5 protein-coding genes and 1 pseudogene are annotated in these 19,072 nt (G+C 73.4%); 5 read left to right on the top strand and 1 reads right to left on the bottom strand.

Annotation, left to right across the window (positions count from 1 at the left end):
• Positions 1–86 precede the first annotated feature (86 nt).
• From AC0AIB_RS13985 to AC0AIB_RS13975, 3 genes are all read left to right on the top strand, one after another.
• Positions 87–1,175 (top strand): NYN domain-containing protein, encoded by a 1,089-nt coding sequence (locus AC0AIB_RS13985; RefSeq protein ID WP_328338442.1) that lies wholly within the window; start codon positions 87–89, stop codon positions 1,173–1,175.
• 75 nt (positions 1,176–1,250) lie between these two features.
• Positions 1,251–1,469: a hypothetical protein gene (locus AC0AIB_RS13980; RefSeq protein ID WP_067305065.1), complete on the top strand. Its 219-nt coding sequence runs from the start codon at positions 1,251–1,253 to the stop codon at positions 1,467–1,469.
• 323 nt (positions 1,470–1,792) lie between these two features.
• Positions 1,793–3,058, top strand: a complete 1,266-nt coding sequence (locus tag AC0AIB_RS13975) for a family 16 glycosylhydrolase (RefSeq protein WP_328338437.1) — start codon at positions 1,793–1,795, stop codon at positions 3,056–3,058.
• Positions 3,059–3,177: 119 nt separating this feature from the next.
• On the opposite strand, the gene AC0AIB_RS13970 is transcribed toward AC0AIB_RS13975, so the two are convergent.
• On the bottom strand, positions 3,178–4,116 hold the full coding sequence (locus AC0AIB_RS13970; RefSeq protein ID WP_328338435.1) for an SMP-30/gluconolactonase/LRE family protein: 939 nt from the start codon (positions 4,114–4,116) through the stop codon (positions 3,178–3,180).
• Positions 4,117–4,475: 359 nt separating this feature from the next.
• On the opposite strand from AC0AIB_RS13970, the pseudogene AC0AIB_RS13965 reads away from it, so the two are divergent.
• Both AC0AIB_RS13965 and AC0AIB_RS13960 read left to right on the top strand, forming a co-directional pair.
• Positions 4,476–9,908: pseudogene (locus AC0AIB_RS13965) on the top strand (SDR family NAD(P)-dependent oxidoreductase); the annotation flags it as partial.
• Positions 9,909–9,955: 47 nt separating this feature from the next.
• The gene (locus tag AC0AIB_RS13960; RefSeq protein WP_465096795.1) at positions 9,956–19,048 is read left to right on the top strand and encodes a type I polyketide synthase; all 9,093 of its coding nucleotides are present in this window, start codon (positions 9,956–9,958) and stop codon (positions 19,046–19,048) included.
• Positions 19,049–19,072 lie beyond the last annotated feature (24 nt).

Raw genomic sequence — 19,072 nt, 5'->3', positions numbered from 1 at the left:
CCTTTTCCTCTTGATCACCGGGCGTCGTCGGGGTGGGGAGCGCGTGGCGGGGTGGTGGGGGGAGGGGGTGGGACTAGGGTGGTCGGGTGGATCAAGAGGATCGGATCGCGCTCTTTCTCGACTACGAGAACCTGGCGCTGGGGGCGCGGGATCACCATGGCGGCCGGGCGTTCGACTTTCGGCCGATCGCCGACGCCCTGGCCGAGCGGGGTCGGGTGGTGGTGCGGCGGGCGTACGCCGACTGGTCGTACTTCGACGAGGACCGCCGGATGCTCACCCGCTCGCACGTCGAGTTGATCGAGATACCGCAGCGGATGGGGGCGTCCCGCAAGAACGCCGCCGACATCAAGATGGCGGTCGACGCGGTGGAGCTGGCCTTCGAGCGCGGCTACATCTCCACCTTCGTCATCTGCACCGGGGACAGCGACTTCACCCCGTTGGTGCACAAGCTCCGCGAACTCAACAAGCGGGTCATCGGGGTCGGGGTGGAGAAGTCCACCTCGGCGCTGCTCCCGCCCGCCTGCGACGAGTTCCTCTACTACGACCGGCTGGAGGGCGTCGACGTCCTGCCGGTCCGCGCCCGGCGTGGTCGTCCGGCCCGACCCGCGGAACCGCAGCAGGCGGACCATGCGGAGCAGGAACCGGTGGAGCCGGAGCGCCCGCCGGCCGCGGAGGAACCGGCCCGCGACGCCGACGCGCTCGCGGTGCTTGTCGCACAGACCGTCGCCGGCCTCCAGGGCAGCTCCGACGGCGAGGTGACCGCCTCCCGGCTCAAGCGCACCCTGCTGCGCAAGGATCCCACCTTCAGCGAGTCCGACTACGGTTTCCGTACCTTCGGCGAGCTGCTGCGCCACCTCGCCGGGCACAACGTCGTCGAGTTGGCAGAGGGGCCGGCCAAGGGCGATCCGGAGGTGTCGCTGCCCGAGCACGGCGACCAGGAGGTGGCCTTCGCACTGCTACGGACGGTGGTCGCGGAGCTGGCCGCGTCCGGCGGCCCGGTGGCGCTCTCCGGCCTCAAGAACCAGCTCCGCCGGGCCCGCCCCGAGTTCAGCGAGAAGAAGCTCGGCTACCGCAGTTTCCTCCAGTTCTGCAAGGCCGCCGCCACCGCCGACGAGGTCGCCTTGGCGTGGAGCGCGGAGGCCGACGACTACCTGCTCACCCCCCGGCAGGGGTGACTGCGAGGGTCCGGTGGGGGACCTCCACGAAGTCGTGACTCACGTTCCGGGGCCAATTTGCTATACGGTCGGCAAATGATGGTCGAGGAGCACTGGTGGAACGGTGACCCGAGCCCGCGCGGGCGGCGGGACGTGTACATCCGTACCGACGGGGAGGCCTGGGAGGTCCAGGCGCAGATCGGCGGGGCGTCGGGTCGCTCCCGCGTGCAGCAGTGCCCGAGCCGGGCGGCGGCGCTCATCCTCGCCGACGCCTGGCGTGGCAGCAACCCCTCCTGGCGCGGTCTGCACCGCTGACCGGCCGGCCGGCGGGCGGTCCGCACCGCGTCCCGCCCGCACCCGGCCCCCGGTCAGCCGCCCCCCGCCTCCAGTCACCCGGCCAACCGGCCGGTCCGGGCTGAGCGCCCCCTTCGGGGAGGCCCGCCCCCTTGCGACCGTCTCGCGCAACCCCCCTGATCACCGAAAGTGACTTCCTGGTCACGGTAGCCGATCGGCGTGGTCGAGGGTGACCGGTTAACTGTCAACATTCTTGACAGAATTCCGGGAAATCGACATCCTTCGTGGAGAGCGCTCTCCTTGACGTGCCCACCCGTCCCCGCTGTCGCCCGAAGGAGCCTCACGTGTTCGGAACCCGACCCACCCCACGGTCCCGATCCCTCGCCCATGCGGCGGTCGCACTCGTCACCGTCGCCGCCGCGCTGGTCCTGCCGGCCCAGGCCGAGCCCGCCTCGGCCGCCATCGGCGGCATCACCTGGCAGGACGAGTTCAACGCCTCCGCCGGCACCCCCGTCGACCAGAACAGATGGCGCTTCGACATCGGTGGCGGCGGTTGGGGCAACAACGAGCGGCAGTACTACACCAACAGCACCAGCAACGCCGTCCACGACGGGCAGGGCAACCTGGTCATCACCGCCCGCAAGGAGAACCCGGCCAACTACCAGTGCCACTACGGCCGGTGCGAGTACACCTCGGCCCGGCTGCTCACCGCCGCCACCTTCAACCAGGCGTACGGCCGGTTCGAGGCCCGCATCAAGATCCCGCGCGGTCAGGGCATCTGGCCGGCGTTCTGGATGCTCGGCAACGACATGGGCAGCGCCGGCTGGCCCGCCGCCGGTGAGATCGACATCATGGAGAACATCGGCCGGGAGCCGAACACGGTCTACGGCACCGTGCACGGCCCCGGTTACTCCGGCGGAGGCGGCATCACCGGCAGCCGTACCATCGGCCAGCCCCTGGCCGACACCTTCCACACCTACCGGGTGGACTGGGAGCCGAACCTGATCGTCTGGTACCTCGACGGTGTCGAGTACCACCGTGTCGACCCGTCCCGGCTCGGCGGCAACCGCTGGGTCTACGACCACCCGTTCTTCATGATCCTCAATGTGGCGGTGGGCGGGAACTGGCCCGGCTACCCCGACGGCTCCACCCAGTTCCCCCAACAGATGCTCGTGGACTACGTCCGGGTCTCCGGCTACGTGCCCGGTGGGGGCAACCCGCCGTCCGGCACCACCCGGATCCGGGGCGCGCAGAGCGGCCGGTGCATCGACATCCCGAGCTCCAACCCGGTGGACGGGGCCAAGCTCCAGATCTGGGACTGCAACACCAGCGCCGCCCAGGCCTGGACCTTCGCCGGTGACGGCACCGTCCGCGCGATGGGCAAGTGCATGGACCCGGCCTGGGCCGGCACCGCGAACGGCACCGAGGTCAACCTGGTCACCTGCAACGGCAACCCGGCCCAGCGGTTCACCCTGAACGGCGCCGGGGACCTGGTCAACCTCAGCGCCAACCGGTGCGTCGACGTGCGCGACCAGAACCCCAACAACGGCGGCAAACTGCACCTGTGGGACTGCCTCGGGGTGAGCAGCCAGAAGTGGTCCCGGGCCTGACCGACCCGGGTTCCGCCGGGCCGGCCACCGCCGGCCCGGCGGTCGACCACCGCGGCGGTCCCCCGCGGTAGGAGCCCCGGGGGTACCCGCGGCATCCGCGCGTACCCCCGGGGTGGTGGTCAGGCCGGGCGGACCGCGACGATCGTGTACGGCGTGGTCGGCGTCGGCGTCGTGGTGAAGCGGGCATTCGGCAGGTAGAGCCGCCCGAACGCGCTGGCGACGGTGGTCGGCACGTCGAAGTCCGGATCGGTGAGCGTCCCGGTGACGGTGCCGGCGGTGCCCGCCTGGTTCAGCGTGACCACGGTGACCTGCTGCAGCCGGTTCTGCACCACGTAGAGGGTGCGGCCGTCGCGCAGCAGCCCGTCACCCGCGACGAACGAGTGCCCGGGTACGTCCACCACGGTGGTCACCCCGGTGCCCGGGTCCACCCGGAACAGGCTCCCGGTGCTGGACTGCACCACGATCAACGCCCGGCCGTCCGGGGTGTCCGCGATGCCGTTGACGTTTATCGCATCGGCGACCTGCTGGTAGGCCCCGGTCAGCGGCACCGCCGTGACGGCGTCGGCGGCGGGCGGCGCCCCGTGCCGGCCGAACGGCACCCGGTAGAGGACCGGCTGGTACGAGTCGGTGAACCAGGCGGCGTCGGCGGTGAGCACGACGTCGTTGACGAAGCTGGGTGCGCCGGCGAGCTGGTAGCTCGCCAGGACCCGCCCCGTCCGGGTGTCGACCACCCGGGCGTCCCCGGCGGTGCCACCGGCGACGAAGAGCCGGCCCTGCCGGTCGACCTTCAGGCCGAGCGACGGGGTGCCGGTCGGCGGGCTGAGCTGGCTGCCGCGACCGGTCACCAGGTCGACCCGCTGGATCGCGCCGGTGGCGCGGGAGCCGAGATAGGCGTACCGACCGGCGGTGGCGATGCCCTCGGGCTGGAAGCCGTCGGGCAGGGCGATGACGTCGGGGAGGCGCTGCGCCGGGTGGGCCTGCGCCGGCGACACCGCGACCGTGGTCAGCAGCGTGCCGGTCAGGGCGAGGGCGAGGGTGGTCCGGAGGCGTCTGTTCACTGTGCTCCTTCGGGCCGGCAGGCCCGCACCGGCGGTGATCCGCGCCGTGCCGGGGCTGCCGAGGGTCGGTGGGGCCAGGACGCTTCCGACTCTAGTCCGCCCGCCGGTCGGTGCCCGGCGAGCAACCCCAGCCCACCGCCGCCGCACCACTGTCGACAGTCGAGGTCGGACCACCAGGGCCTAGGGGGCGCTCTGGGGGCGGTAAGGGGTCTAGGGGTGCGTCGGGCCGCCGTAGGGTCATCGCGGAACAACCAACAATGCCTGAAGAAGCTCTCTGTTTCGACAATTGCCGCCGCGCTGACCCGTGAGTCGATATTGGCCCGGGTCTGTCCGGCTGGGGCTAGTGGCGGGAGACGTAGATGGAGAACGAGGAGAAGCTTCTCGGGTATCTGAAGCGGGCCACCACCGATCTGCGCGAGGCCCGCCGGCAGCTGCGTCAGGCCGAGCGCCGGGAGTACGACCCGATCGCGATCGTGGGAATGAGCTGCCGTTTCCCCGGCGGCGTGGACAGCCCGGCGGCGCTGTGGCAGCTCCTGCTCGACGGCACGGACGCGGTCTCCGACTTTCCCGACGACCGGGGCTGGAACGTCGAGGAAATCTACGACCCCGACGATTCCAAGGCCGGCAAGACGTACGCGAAAACCGGCGGGTTCCTGGCCGACGCCGCGCAATTCGATCCCGCATTCTTCGGCATTTCCCCGCGCGAGGCGATCGCCATGGACCCGCAGCAGCGGCTGGTGCTGGAGGCGTCCTGGGAGGCATTCGAATCGGCCGGCATCGACCCGGTCTCGGCGCGCGGCAGTCGTACCGGGGTGTTCGCCGGGATGATGTACCACGAATACTCGAGCCGGCTGCCGGTGGTGCCCGCCGAGTTGGAGGGCTTCATCGGCAACGGCAACACCGGCAGCATCCTCTCCGGCCGGGTCGCCTATGTGCTGGGCCTCGAAGGCCCGGCGATCACAGTGGACACCGCCTGCTCGTCCTCGCTTGTCGCGCTGCACCTGGCGATCCAGTCGCTGCGCCGCGAGGAGTGCACGCTGGCGTTGGCCGGTGGGGTGACCGTGATGGCCACCCCGGAGACGTTCGTCGACTTCAGCCGGCAGCGGGGTCTGGCCGCCGACGGCCGGTGCAAGCCGTTCGCCGCCGCCGCCGACGGCACCGGCTGGGCCGAGGGTGTCGGGATGCTGCTCGTCGAACGCCTCAGCGACGCCCAACGCCACGGGCACCGGGTGCTGGCAGTGGTCCGGGGCACCGCGGTCAACCAGGACGGCGCCAGCAGCGGCCTCACCGCCCCCAACGGCCCGTCGCAGCGCCGGGTCATCGCCGACGCCCTGGCGAACGCCCGGCTCACCGCCGACCAGGTGGACGCCGTCGAGGCGCACGGGACCGGCACCAGGCTCGGTGACCCGATCGAGGCACAGGCGATCCTCGCCACCTACGGCCGGGACCGGGAGCAGCCGCTCTTGCTGGGCTCGGTGAAGTCCAACCTGGGGCACACCCAGGCCGCCGCCGGGGTCGCCGGGGTGATCAAGATGGTGCTGGCGATGCGGTACGGCGTACTGCCCCGCACCCTGCACGTCGACCGGCCCACCCCGCACGTCGACTGGACGGCCGGCGACGTCCGGCTGCTCACCGAGGCCGTCGAGTGGCCGGCGACGGGGCGACCCCGACGGGCGGCCGTGTCGTCCTTCGGGCTCAGCGGCACCAACTCCCACGTGGTGCTGGAGCAGGCCCCACCGGTCGAGGACGCCGAGCCGGTCGAGGTCTCGGCACCACCGGTGCTGCTCTGGCCGCTGTCGGGCCGGTCGGCGGCGGCGCTGGCCGGGCAGGCGGACCGGCTGCGGGAGTTCCTGACCGACGAACGACCGGCGGACGTCGGGTTCTCTCTCGGCACCGGCCGGTCGGCAATGGAGTTCCGTGGCCTGGCCGTCGGCGCGGAGACGGCCGACCTGGTGCCGGGGCTGGACGCCCTGGCCGCCGGCAGTGGTGTGGCGGGTCGGGTGACCACCGGTCGGACGGCGGTGTTGTTCACCGGTCAGGGTGCGCAGCGGGTGGGGATGGGTCGTGAGCTGGCGGGTGCGTTCCCGGTGTTCGCGTCGGCGTTGGATGAGGTGTGTGGGGCGTTCGGGCCTTTGTTGGGTGGTGATTTGCGGGAGGTGATGTTCGCCGATCCGGATGGTGTGTTGGATCGGACGGGGTGGACGCAGCCGGCGTTGTTCGCGGTCGAGGTGGCGTTGTTCCGGCTCGCCGAGTCGTGGGGTTTGAGGCCGGATTTCGTGGCGGGTCATTCGATTGGTGAGTTGGCTGCGGCGTATGTGGCGGGGGTGTGGTCCCTGGCGGATGCGTGTCGGGTGGTGGCGGCGCGGGGCAGGTTGATGCAGGCGTTGCCGGCTGGTGGGGCGATGTTGGCGATCGCGGCACCGTTGGCGGAGTTGGATCTCGGTGGCGTGGACGTGGCGGCGGTGAACGGTCCCCGGGCGGTGGTGGTGTCGGGCACGGAGGAGCAGATTGCCGTGTTGGAGGCGTCGCTTGAGGTGAAGACGCGTCGGTTGCGGGTGTCGCATGCGTTCCATTCGCATCTGATGGATCCGATGCTGGCTGAGTATGGGCGGGTGTTGGAGGGGGTGACCGCGAACCCGGCGACGGTCCCGTTGGTGTCGACCGTGACCGGTGAGCTGGTCGGGGACGACGAGTTGGGTTCGGCTGCCTATTGGCGGGGTCAGGTGCGGGGGACGGTGCGGTTCGCGGATGCGGTCGCCGCGTTGGCTGCTCGTGGGGTGACCCGGTTCGTGGAGATCGGGCCGGACAGTGTGCTCACCGCCATGGTGGGCGAGTGTGTCGAGGATGCGGTGGCGGTTCCGTTGCAGCGGCGTCCGAGGGGCCGGGGGGAGGCCGGCGGTACCGCTGGGGTGCAGGGGCAGGACGAGGGACAGGTGGAGGCGTATGCCACCGGGATGGCCCAGGCGTGGGTCAGTGGGATCGACCTGGACTGGGCGGCGGTCAACCCGGGAGGTCGGCAGATCGACCTGCCCACCTACGCCTTCCAACACCAACGGTACTGGCTCGACGTTCCCCCCGGCAGTGGTGACACCGCCGGGCTCGGTCAACTGCCCGCCGACCATCCGATGCTCGGTGCGGTCGTCGACCTGCCCGGCACCAACGGGGTGGTGCTCACCGGCCGACTCTCCCGCACCGCCCAACCATGGCTCGCCGACCACGCGGTGTTCGACACCGTCCTCGTCCCCGGCACCGGGCTGGTCGAACTCGCCCTGCGCGCCGGTGACCAGGTGGGCTGCCCGGTCCTCGACGAGTTGACCATCGGTGCGCCGCTTGTGCTCCCCGCCGACGGCGGCCTGGCCCTGCGGGTCACGGTCGACGCCACCGACGACAGCGGGGCCCGTACCCTCGGCATCTGGAGCCGGCCCGACGACGCGGCCGACGACACCGACTGGACCCGGCACGCCGAAGGGGTCCTGGTCCGGCAGGCCGGGGCCGACCCGGCCGCCGCCGACCTGTCCGAGTGGCCGCCCGCCGGGGCCGAACCCGTCGACCTCGACGGCCTCTACGAGCGGCTGCGCGACCACGGCTACGGCTACGGGCCGGTGTTCCAGGGGCTGCGCGCGGTGTGGCGGCGCGGCGACGGCGACGCCACCGAGCTCTGGGCCGAGGCGGCACTGCCCGACGTGGCCGTGGCCGACGCCGCCCAGTTCCTGCTGCACCCGGCGCTGCTCGACGCGGCCCTGCACGCCAACCTGCTCGACGAGGGCGCGGGCGACACCCCGCTGCCGTTCTCCTGGCGCGGGGTCACCCTGCATGCCGCGCACGCCAGCACCCTGCGGCTGAGGATATCCCCGGCCGCCGCCGACAAACTGGCCGTCACCGTCGCCGACGGGCAGGGCAACCCGGTCGCCACCATCGAGCAGCTGGTGGTCCGGCCGGTCGCCGCCGACGCCCTCGGCGACGCCGCCCGCAGCCGGCACCGCCACCTGTACGAGGTGGTCTGGCAGCCCGTCCCCGCACCGGACGTCGCCGCCGACGGCTGGACCCTGGTCGACGTCGACGCGGAACTGCCCGAACCGGCGGCCGACACCGTCGTGGTCACCCTGGATCCGCCCGGCCCGGCCCCGGCCGCCGTGCACCGGGCCACCGAACAGCTGCTGGGGCTGCTGCGCCGCTGGCTCACCCACCCGGGGTACGCCGACAGCACGCTGGTCCTGCTCACCCGCAACGCGGTCGGGGCCGGCGACACCCCGGTCGACCCCGCCTCGGCGGCGAGGTGGGGGCTGGTCCGGGCCGCCGAGGCCGAACACCCCGGCCGGTTCGTGCTCGTCGACACCGCCGGAACCGACCCCGGCACCGCACACCTCGCGGCGGCGCTGGCCACCGGTGAACCCGAGCTGGCCGTCCGGGACGGCCAGCTCCTGGTGCCCCGGCTGACCCGGTTGGCCGTCGACACCACCGCCGGCAGCCGGTGGCCCGCCGACGGCACCGTCCTGATCACCGGTGGCCTCGGCGGGCTGGGCAGCCTCGTCGCCCGGCACCTGGTCACCCGGCACGGCGTACGCCGGCTGCTGTTGACCGGGCGCAGCGGCGCGGCCACGCCCGGCGCGGCGGAACTGGTCGCGGACCTCACCGCCGCCGGCGCCGACGTGACGGTCGCCGCCTGCGACGTCGCTGACCGGGACGCGGTCGCCACACTGCTGGCCGAGCACCCGGTCGGTGCCGTGGTGCACGCCGCCGGCACCGCCGAGAACGCGCTTGTCGACGCCCTCACCCCGGAACAGCTGCACCGGGTGCTGCGGCCCAAGGTGGACGCCGCCTGGCATCTGCACGACCTCACCCGCGACCGCGAGCTGACCGCCTTCGTGCTCTTCTCGTCGTCGGCCGGTTGGGTGGCCGGCGCCGGTCAGGGCAACTACGCCGCAGCGAACCTCTTCCTCGACGCGCTCGCCCAACGCCGCCACGCCGACGGACTGCCCGCCACCTCGCTGGCCTTCGGCCTCTGGGCGACCGGCACCGGGATGGGCGGTCACCTCGACGACGCCGACCTGCACCGGATGAGCCGGCTCGGGATGCCGGCGATGAGCACCGACGAGGGGCTGGAACTCTTCGACGCGGCGGTCGCCACCGACCGGGCCACAGTCGTACCGGTGCGGGTCGACCTGGACGCGTTGCGGCGGCGCACCGACACGCTGCCCGCCGTGCTGCGCAGCCTGGTCCGCACCCCGGCCCGGCCCACCGCCACCGCCACCGCCAGCGGCGGCGCGGCGGCCGGTGGCCCGGCGCTGGCCCAGCGGCTCGCCGGTCTCTCCGACGCGGACCGGGACACCCTGCTGCTCGACCTGGTCCGCACGCACGCCGCCACCGTGCTGGGTTTCCCCGGCCCGGCCTCGGTGGAACCCGGCCGGGCGTTCAAGGACCTCGGCTTCGACTCCCTCGCCGCCGTCGAGTTCCGCAACGTGCTCAGCACCGTCACCGGGCTGCGGCTGCCCGCCACCCTCGTCTTCGACCACCCCGAACCCGCCACCCTGGCCCGCGCGCTGAAGGCCGAGCTGGTGGTGCCCGACGCCGACCCGGCCGGTGTGGTACTCGCCGATCTCGACCGGCTGGAGAAGGCCCTGGCCGGGGTGCCCGACGACGAGCACGCCCGGATCACGGCCCGGCTGGAGGCGGTGCTGCGTGGCTGGCAGGACCGGGCCGGCGACTCCGACGACGACACCCCGAACGACTACGAGTCCGCCACCGACGAGGAACTGTTCGACGTGCTGCAGAACGAGCTCGGCATCTCCTGAGGACAGCCCCCGACGAAACCTGCGGCGCGCGAAGATTGGTGTGAACGATGGCGAACGACGACAAGCTCCGGACCTTCCTCAAGCGCGCCACCGCCGAACTGCAACAGGCCAACCGGCGGCTGCGTGAGGTGGAGGGCCGGGACCAGGAGCCGATCGCGATCGTCGGCATGGGCTGCCGTTACCCCGGCGGGGTCCGGTCGCCGGAGGACCTGTGGCGGCTCGTCGAGGACGGCACCGACGCCATCTCCGGCTTCCCCACCGGTCGGGGCTGGGACGTCGACGGCGTCTACGACCCGGAACCCGGCAAGCCCGGCAAGAGCTACACCCGCCAGGGCGGCTTCCTCCACGACGCCGCCGACTTCGACCCGGGCTTCTTCGGGATGAGCCCCCGGGACGCGGTGGAGACCGACCCGCAGCAGCGGCTGCTGCTGGAGACGTCCTGGGAGGCGTTCGAGCACGGCGGCATCGACCCGATCGCCCTGAAGGGCAGCGCCACCGGCGTCTTCGTCGGCGTGATGCACCACGACTACGTCGACAGCACCACCTCCGGCAGCCTCGTCTCCGGCCGGGTCGCGTACCACCTGGGCCTGGAGGGGCCGGCGATCACCGTCGACACCGCCTGCTCGTCGTCGTCGGTGGCGATGCACCTGGCCTGCCAGTCGCTGCGCAAGGAGGAGTGCGGGCTTGCCCTGGCCGGCGGGGTCGCCGTGATGGCCACCCCACAGCTCTTCGTCGAGTTCAGCAAGCAACGCGCCCTGTCCCCGGACGGCCGGTGCCGCTCCTTCGGCGACGGGGCCGACGGCGCGGCCTGGTCCGAGGGGGTCGGCGTGCTGGTGCTGGAACGCCTCTCCGACGCGCGGCGCAACGGTCACCGGGTGTACGGGGTGATCCGGGGTTCGGCGGTGAACCAGGACGGTGCGTCGAACGGGTTGACCGCGCCGAACGGGCCGGCGCAGCAGCGGGTGATCCGGGCGGCGCTGGCCAACGCCCGGCTCTCCGTGGCCGACGTGGACGTGGTCGAGGCGCACGGGACCGGCACCACCCTGGGTGACCCGATCGAGGCCCAGGCGCTGCTGGCCACCTACGGCCGGGACCGGGAACGACCGCTCCTCCTCGGTTCGATCAAGTCGAACATCGGGCACGCCCAGGCCGCCGCCGGGGTCGCCGGGGTGATCAAGATGGTGATGGCGATGCGGTACGGGACGCTGCCGCGCACCCTGCACGCAGAAACGCCGTCCCGGCAGGTCGACTGGGACGCTGGGAACGTCCGGCTGCTCACCGAGCCGGTCGACTGGCCGACGGCCGACCGACCGCGCCGGGCCGGGGTGTCGGCGTTCGGCATCAGCGGCACCAACGTGCACCTCATCGTCGAGCAGGCCCCGCCCGTCGAGGACGCCGAGCCGGGGCCGACCCCGCCGGTCACCCTCTGGCCGGTGTCGGCGCGCTCCCCCGAGGGAGTGGCCCGACAGGCCGCCCGGATCGCGGAGTTCGCCGCCGGCACCGACGCGCGTCCGGTCGACGTCGGGTTCTCGCTCGGTGCGGGCCGGGCCGGGTTGGAGTTCCGTGGAGTGGCGGTCGGCCGGCAGGCGACCGAGCTGTCCGCCGGGCTGGAGACCCTGGCCGCCGGCAGTGGTGTGTCGGGTCGGGTGGTCGCTGGTCGGACGGCGGTGTTGTTCACCGGTCAGGGTGCGCAGCGGGTGGGGATGGGTCGTGGGTTGGCGGAGGCGTTCCCGGTGTTCGCCGCCGCGTTGGATGAGGTGTGCAGCACGTTCACGCCGTTGCTCGGTGGTGACCTGCGTGAGGTGATGTTCGCCGATCCGGGTGGTGTGTTGGATCGGACGGGGTGGACGCAGCCGGCGTTGTTCGCGGTCGAGGTGGCGTTGTTCCGCCTCGCCGAGTCGTGGGGGTTGAAGCCGGATTTCGTGGCGGGTCATTCGATTGGTGAGTTGGCTGCGGCGTACGTGGCGGGGGTGTGGTCGCTGGAGGACGCGTGTCGGGTGGTGGCGGCGCGGGGTGGGTTGATGCAGGCGTTGCCGGCGGGTGGGGCGATGCTCGCCATCGCCGCGCCTCTCGACGAGTTGGATCTCGGTGACGTGGACGTGGCGGCGGTGAACGGTCCCCGGGCGGTGGTGGTGTCGGGCACCGAGGAGCAGATCGCCACGCTCGAAGCGTCGCTTGAGGTGAAGACGCGTCGGTTGCGGGTGTCGCACGCGTTTCATTCGCACCTGATGGATCCGATGCTGGCCGACTACGGGCGGGTGTTGGAGACGGTCACCGCCGATTCGGCCGCCATCGGGCTGATCTCCACCGCGACCGGTGAGCCGGCGACCGACGAACAGCTCGGTTCGGCCGCCTACTGGCAGGGTCAGGTGCGGGGCACGGTGCGGTTCGCCGACGCGGTCGCCGCGCTGGCCGCGCGGGGGGTGACCCGGTTCGTGGAGATCGGGCCGGACAGCGTGCTCACCGCCATGGTGGGCGACTGTGTCGACGACGCGGTGGCCATCCCGTTGCAGCGCCGGGACCGTGGGCAGGTGGCGGCGTACGCCACCGGGATGGCCCAGGCGTGGACCACCGGTGCCGACCTCGACTGGGCGGCCGTGCACCCCGGCGCGCGGCAGGTCGACCTGCCCACCCACGCCTTCGCCCGCCAGCGCTACTGGTTGGAAGCACCCACCGCCGCACCGGCCACCGCCACCGACGGTTGGCGGTACCGGGTGGTGTGGCGGGACACCGACCTGCCCACCGGCCGGGAGCTGACCGGCGACTGGTGGATCGTCACGCCTGACGCACCCACCGACGACCCCCGGGCCGCCGCCGTAGCCGCCGCGCTCACCGCACGCGGTGCCACCGTGACCCGACTCGCCGTCGCCGACCTCACCGGCACCGACGGGGACACCGCGTCCGTGCTCACCGGCCGGAGCGTCCCCGCCGGGGTCGTGTCCCTGGTCGGCCTCGACGACGCCCCGGACCTGTACGACGCCGGGCTGTCCGCCGGGGTCACCGGGACCGTGCGCCTGGTGCAGGCCCTCGCCGCCGCCGGCTTCACCGGCCGGTTCTGGTGCCTCACCACAGGCGGGGTCGCCGTCGACCGGTACGAGGATCTGCCGCACGCCGCGCAGGCCGGGCTCTGGGGTCTCGGCACCGTGCTCTCCCTCGACTACCCGGGCTGGTGGGGCGGGCTGGCCGACCTGCCCGCCGACTGGACGTCCGACACCCTCGACCGGCTCGTCGACGTGCTCGCCGACGGTGGTGAGGACCAGGTCGCCCTGCGCACCGCCGGGGTGCTGGCCCGGCGGATGGTCCGCTGGCCGGCGGCCGGCAGCCCCGAGCGGCGCTGGCGGCCCACCGGAACGGTGCTTGTCACGGGCGGCACCGGCGGCATCGGCGCACACCTCACCGAATGGCTCCTCGACCAGGGCGCCGAGCGGGTGGTGCTGGCCAGCCGGCGCGGTCCGGCCGCCCCCGGGGCCGCCGACCTGGCCGCCCGGCTGCCCGGCGTACGGGTCGTCGCCTGCGACGTGGCCGACCGGGAGGCGGTCGCCGCCCTGCTCGACGGGATCGGCGACGACCTGACCGCCGTCTTCCACGCCGCCGGGGTGCTCTACGACCCCGCCCCGCTCGGCGAGACCGGTCTGGACGACTTCGCCGCCGTGTGCCGGGCCAAGGTGCTCGGCGCGACCCACCTCGACGCGCTGCTCGGCGACCGGCAGCTCGACGCGTTCGTGCTGTTCGCCTCCGGCGCGGCGGTCTGGGGCAGCGCCGGGCAGGCCGCCTACGGCACCGGCAACGCCTTCCTCGACGCCCTGGCCCACAGGCGTCGTCGCCGGGGTCGGACCGCCACCTCGGTGGCCTGGGGCACCTGGGGTGGTGGTGGCATGGTCGACGCCCTGGCCACCGAGCACCTCCTGCGGCAGGGCACCCCACCGATGGAGCCGCGCCTCGCCCTCGGGGCGTTGCAGCAGGTCCTCGACCACGACGAGAACCACCTCGTGGTCACCGACATCGACTGGGCCCGGTTCACCCCGGTCTACACCCTGGCCCGGCCCCGGCCGCTGCTCGCCGCGCTCCCCGAGGCCCGCCAGGCCCCGCCGGTCGCCGCCCCGAACGAGTCGGTCGACACCTCCGTACTGGCCGGGATGCCCGACGCCGAGCGGCTGCCGTACCTGCTGGACACCGTCCGCGCCCAGGTCGCCGCGGTCCTCGGGTACGACGTCGATGCCACCGTGGACGTCCAGCGGCCGTTCCGGGAACTCGGCTTCGACTCGCTGACCGCGGTGGAGCTGCGCAACGCCCTCGGTACGGCGGTCGGGCTGCGGTTGCCGGCCACCATGATCTACGACCACCCGACCCCCGCCGTGCTGGCCCGCCACCTGTACGACGAACTCGTCGGCACCACCGCCCCGGGCACCACCGCCCCGGGCACCGGCGGGCTCAGCCCCGACGAGCCGATCGCCATCATCGGGATGAGCTGCCGCTACCCGGGTGGGGTGCGGTCCCCGGAGGACCTCTGGCGGCTCGTCGACAGCGGCACCGACGCGATAAGCGCCTTCCCCGTCGACCGGGGCTGGGACTCCGACGCGCTCTTCGACGCCGACCCGGACCAGCCCGGCACCAGCTACGTCCGCTCCGGCGGTTTCGTCTACGAGGCGGGCGCGTTCGACGCCGAGTTCTTCGGTATCTCGCCCCGCGAGGCGATCGCCATGGACCCGCAGCAGCGGCTGATGCTCGAGGTCACCTGGGAGGCGTGCGAGCGGGCCGGACTGGACCCGGAGGAGCTGCGCGGCAGCCCGGTCGGGGTCTTCGTCGGCTCCGGCGCCCAGGACTACGGCGACCTGCTCGGCCTCGCCCCGGCCGAGTCGGAGGCGTACCTGAGCACCGGCAGCTCCGCGTCGGTGATCTCCGGCCGGGTGTCGTACGCCTTCGGCTTCGAGGGGCCGTCGATGACCGTCGACACGGCGTGTTCCTCGTCGCTCGTCGCGCTGCACCTGGCCAGCCAGGCGCTGCGGGCGGGGGAGTGCGGCACCGCCGTCGCCGGTGGGGTGCTGGTGATGTCGAACCCCACCCCGTTCGTGGCGTTCAGCAGGCAGCGGGGGCTCGCCCCGGACGGCCGGTGCAAGTCGTTCTCCGACGACGCCGACGGCACCGGCTGGTCCGAGGGGGTCGGCGTGCTGGTGCTGGAACGCCTCTCCGACGCGCGGCGCAACGGTCACCGGGTGTACGGGGTGATCCGGGGTTCGGCGGTGAACCAGGACGGTGCGTCGAACGGGTTGACCGCGCCGAACGGGCCGGCGCAGCAGCGGGTGATCCGGGCGGCTCTGGCCAACGCCCGGCTCACCCCCGACGAGGTCGACGCCGTCGAGGCGCACGGCACCGGCACCACCCTGGGTGACCCGATCGAGGCCCAGGCGCTGCTTGCCACCTACGGCCGGGAGCGGGACCGGCCGCTGTGGCTCGGTTCGATCAAGTCGAACATCGGGCACGCCCAGGCCGCCGCCGGCATGGCCGGGGTGATCAAGATGGTGATGGCGATGCGGCACGGCACGCTGCCGCGCACCCTGCACGCGCAGACGCCGTCCCGGCAGGTCGACTGGGCGGCCGGGGACGTCCGGCTGCTCAGCGACCCGGTCGACTGGCCGGCGACGGAGCGCCCCCGCCGGGCCGGGGTGTCGTCGTTCGGGATCAGCGGCACCAACGCGCACGTGATCGTCGAGGAGGCGCCGCCTGTCGAGTCCGCCGCGCCGGTCGAAGCCCCCGAACCGCCTGTGGTGCTCTGGCCGCTGTCCGCCCGGTCCGCCGGTGCGCTGGCCGGGCAGGCCGCCCGGCTCCGCGACGAACTGCCCGCCGACGTACGGCCGGTGGACGTCGGGCATTCCCTCGCCGCCGGCCGGGCCGCCCTGGACCACCGGGGTGTGGTCGTCGGTGGCACCGCCCCCGACCTCGCCACCGGCCTGGAGGCGCTGGCCGTCGGGGCCGGCCTGTCGGGTCGGGTGACCACCGGTCGGACGGCGGTGTTGTTCACCGGTCAGGGTGCGCAGCGGGTCGGCATGGGTCGTGAGCTGGCGGACGCCTTCCCGGTGTTCGCCGCCGCGTTGGACGAGGTGTGTGCGGCGTTCGCTCCCTTGTTGGGTGGTGATCTGCGGGAGGTGATGTTCACCGACGCGGACGGTGTGCTCGACCAGACCGGGTGGACGCAGCCGGCGTTGTTCGCGGTCGAGGTGGCCCTGTTCCGTCTGGCCCAGTCGTGGGGGTTGAAGCCGGATTTCGTGGCGGGTCACTCGATCGGTGAGTTGGCTGCGGCGTACGTGGCCGGGGTGTGGTCGCTGGAGGACGCGTGTCGGGTGGTGGCGGCGCGGGGTGGGTTGATGCAGGCGTTGCCGGCGGGTGGGGCGATGCTCGCCATCGCCGCGCCTCTCGACGAGTTGGATCTCGGTGACGTGGACGTGGCGGCGGTGAACGGTCCCCGGGCGGTGGTGGTGTCGGGCACGGAGGAGCGGATCGCCGCACTGGAGGCGTCGCTTGGGGTGAAGACGCGTCGGTTGCGGGTGTCGCACGCGTTTCATTCGCATCTGATGGATCCGATGCTGGCCGACTACGGGCGGGTGTTGGAGACGGTCACCGCCGATTCGGCCGCCATCGGGCTGATCTCCACCGCGACCGGTGAGGCGGCGACCGACGAACAGCTCGGTTCGGCCGCCTACTGGCAGGGTCAGGTCCGGGGCACGGTGCGGTTCGCCGACGCGGTCGCCGCGCTGGCCGCGCGGGGGGTGACCCGGTTCGTGGAGATCGGGCCGGACAGCGTGCTCACCGCCATGGTGGGCGACTGTGTCGACGACGCGGTGGCCATCCCGTTGCAGCGCCGGGACCGTGGGCAGGTGGCGGCGTACGCCACCGGGATGGCCCAGGCGTGGGTCACCGGTGTCGACCTCGACTGGACGGCCATCCACCCCGGAGGCCGGCAGGTCGACCTGCCCACCTACCCCTTCCAGCACCAGCGCTACTGGATCGAGCCCGCCGCCGCCACCGTCGACATCGACGACGCCGACGGCGGGTTCTGGGACGCCGTCGACCGGGGCGACACCGGCCTGCTCGCCGACGGCCTCGGGGTGGCCCCCGGGGTGGTCACCGAGGTGCTGCCCGGCCTCGCCAGCTGGCGGGCCCGGCAGCGGGACGCGTCCACCGTGGACGACTGGCGCTACCGGGTGGTGTGGCGCTCCACCGAACTGCCCGACGGCGGGGAGCTGACCGGCACCTGGTGGCTCGTCGTACCGGCCGGCTCGACCGACGGGCAGCCGGGCGGACCCGCCGACCCCGCCGGCCACGAGGCGCGGGTACGGGCCATCGCCGACGGACTGGCCGCCCGGGGCGCCGACGTCGTCACCGTCACCGGCACCGAGCTGCCCGCCGGGGACACCCCCGCCGGGGTGCTCTCCCTGCTCGCCCTGGACGACACGCCCGACGCCACCGACGCCGGGCTCTCCGTCGGCGTCACCGACACCGTGGCGCTGATCCAGGCGCTCACCGCCACCGACTTCGCCGGCCGGATCTGGTGCCTCACCGCAGGCGGTGTCGCCGTCGACCGGTTCGAGGACCTGCCGCACCCCGCGCAGGGGGCGCTCTGGGGACTGGGCACCGTACTGTCCCTGGAGTACCCGCACTCCTGGGGCGGCCTGGTCGACCTGCCCACCGACTGGGCCGACGGGCACGTCGCGCGGCTCGCCGACGTCCTCGCCGCCGGCGCGGAGGACCAGGTGGCCGTCCGTACCGCCGGGGTGCTGGCCCGGCGGCTGGTCCGCTGGCCCGCCGCAGGCAGCCCCGAACGGCACTGGCGGCCCGCCGGCACCGTGCTGGTCACCGGCGGCACCGGTGGCATCGGCGGGCACCTCACCGAATGGCTGGTCGCGCAGGGCGCGGACCGGGTGGTGTTGGCCAGCCGGCGTGGTCCGGCGGCTCCCGGTGCGGCCGAGCTGGTGGCCCGGCTTCCGGGGGTCGAGGTGGTGGCGTGTGACGTGGCGGATCGGGAGGCGGTCGCTGCGCTCCTGGCCGACCTCGGTGACGGGCTGACCGCCGTGTTCCACGCCGCCGGCGTGCTGCACCAGGAGAAGTCGCTGCCGGAGACCAGCGTGGCGGACTTCGCCGAGGTGTGCCGGGCGAAGGTGCTCGGTGCGGTGCATCTGGACGAGTTGACGGCGGACCGGTCGTTGGACGCGTTCGTGGTGTTCTCGTCCGGGGCGGCGGTGTGGGGCAGTGCCGGGCAGGCGGGGTACGCCACGGCGAACGCGTACCTGGACGCGTTGGCGCACCGGCGGCGTAGCCGGGGCGCGGTCGCCACCTCGGTCGCCTGGGGCAGCTGGGCCGGCGGCGGGATGGCCGACGGGGAGGCCACCGCCCACCTGCGTCGGCAGGGCACCCCGCCGATGGACCCCCGGCTCGCCGTCCGGGCGCTCGGGCAGGCCCTCGACCACGACGAGAGTCACCTCGTCGTGGCCGACGTCGACTGGACCCGGTTCACCCCGATCTACACCCTGTCCCGGCCCCGGCCGCTGCTCGCCGCGCTCCCTGACGCCCAGCCGGAGACCGAACCGGCCACCCCGGTCGCCACGACCGGCGACCTCGCCGGCCGGCTCGCCGCGATGCCGTCCCCGGACCGCCTCGACACCGTCCTGGCGCTGGTCCGCGACCAGGTCGCCGCCGTCCTCGGGTACGCCTCCGGCGCCGACGTCGACCCCGAGCGGGCGTTCAAGGAGGCCGGCTTCGACTCGCTGACCGCCGTCGAGCTGCGCAACCGGCTCGCCACCGAGACCGCGCTGCGGTTGCCCGCCACCCTGGTCTTCGACCACCCGACCCCGACCGAGCTGGCCCAGCAACTGCTCACCGAGCTGGTGCCCGCCGACGCCGGGGGTGTCACCCTGCTCGACGACCTCGACCGGCTCCAGGCCGCGCTGTCCACCCTGGACGCCGACGCGGTGGCCGCCCTCGACGAGAGCACCCGGGCCGGGGTGGGGGAGCGGCTCAAGGCCCTGCTCGCGGCCTGGACCGCAGGTCAACGCCCGACCGAGGTCGCCAGCGTCACCGAGGATCTCGACACCGCCTCCGACGACGACCTCTTCGACTTCATCGACAGCAAGTTCGGCACCTCATGATCCGTCGGCTCCGTCCAGGAATGG

The sequence above is a fragment of the Micromonospora sp. DSM 43699 genome, assembly GCF_055517075.1.
This window is presented reverse-complemented; position numbering and strand designations above follow the sequence as displayed.

What these genes read in the sequence shown, in the direction of transcription:
- AC0AIB_RS13980 (WP_067305065.1), top strand. Translation starts at nt 1,251, where the DNA reads ATGATGGTCGAGGAGCACTGGTGGAACGGTGACCCGAGCCCGCGCGGG.
- AC0AIB_RS13960 (WP_465096795.1), top strand. Translation starts at nt 9,956, where the DNA reads ATGGCGAACGACGACAAGCTCCGGACCTTCCTCAAGCGCGCCACCGCC.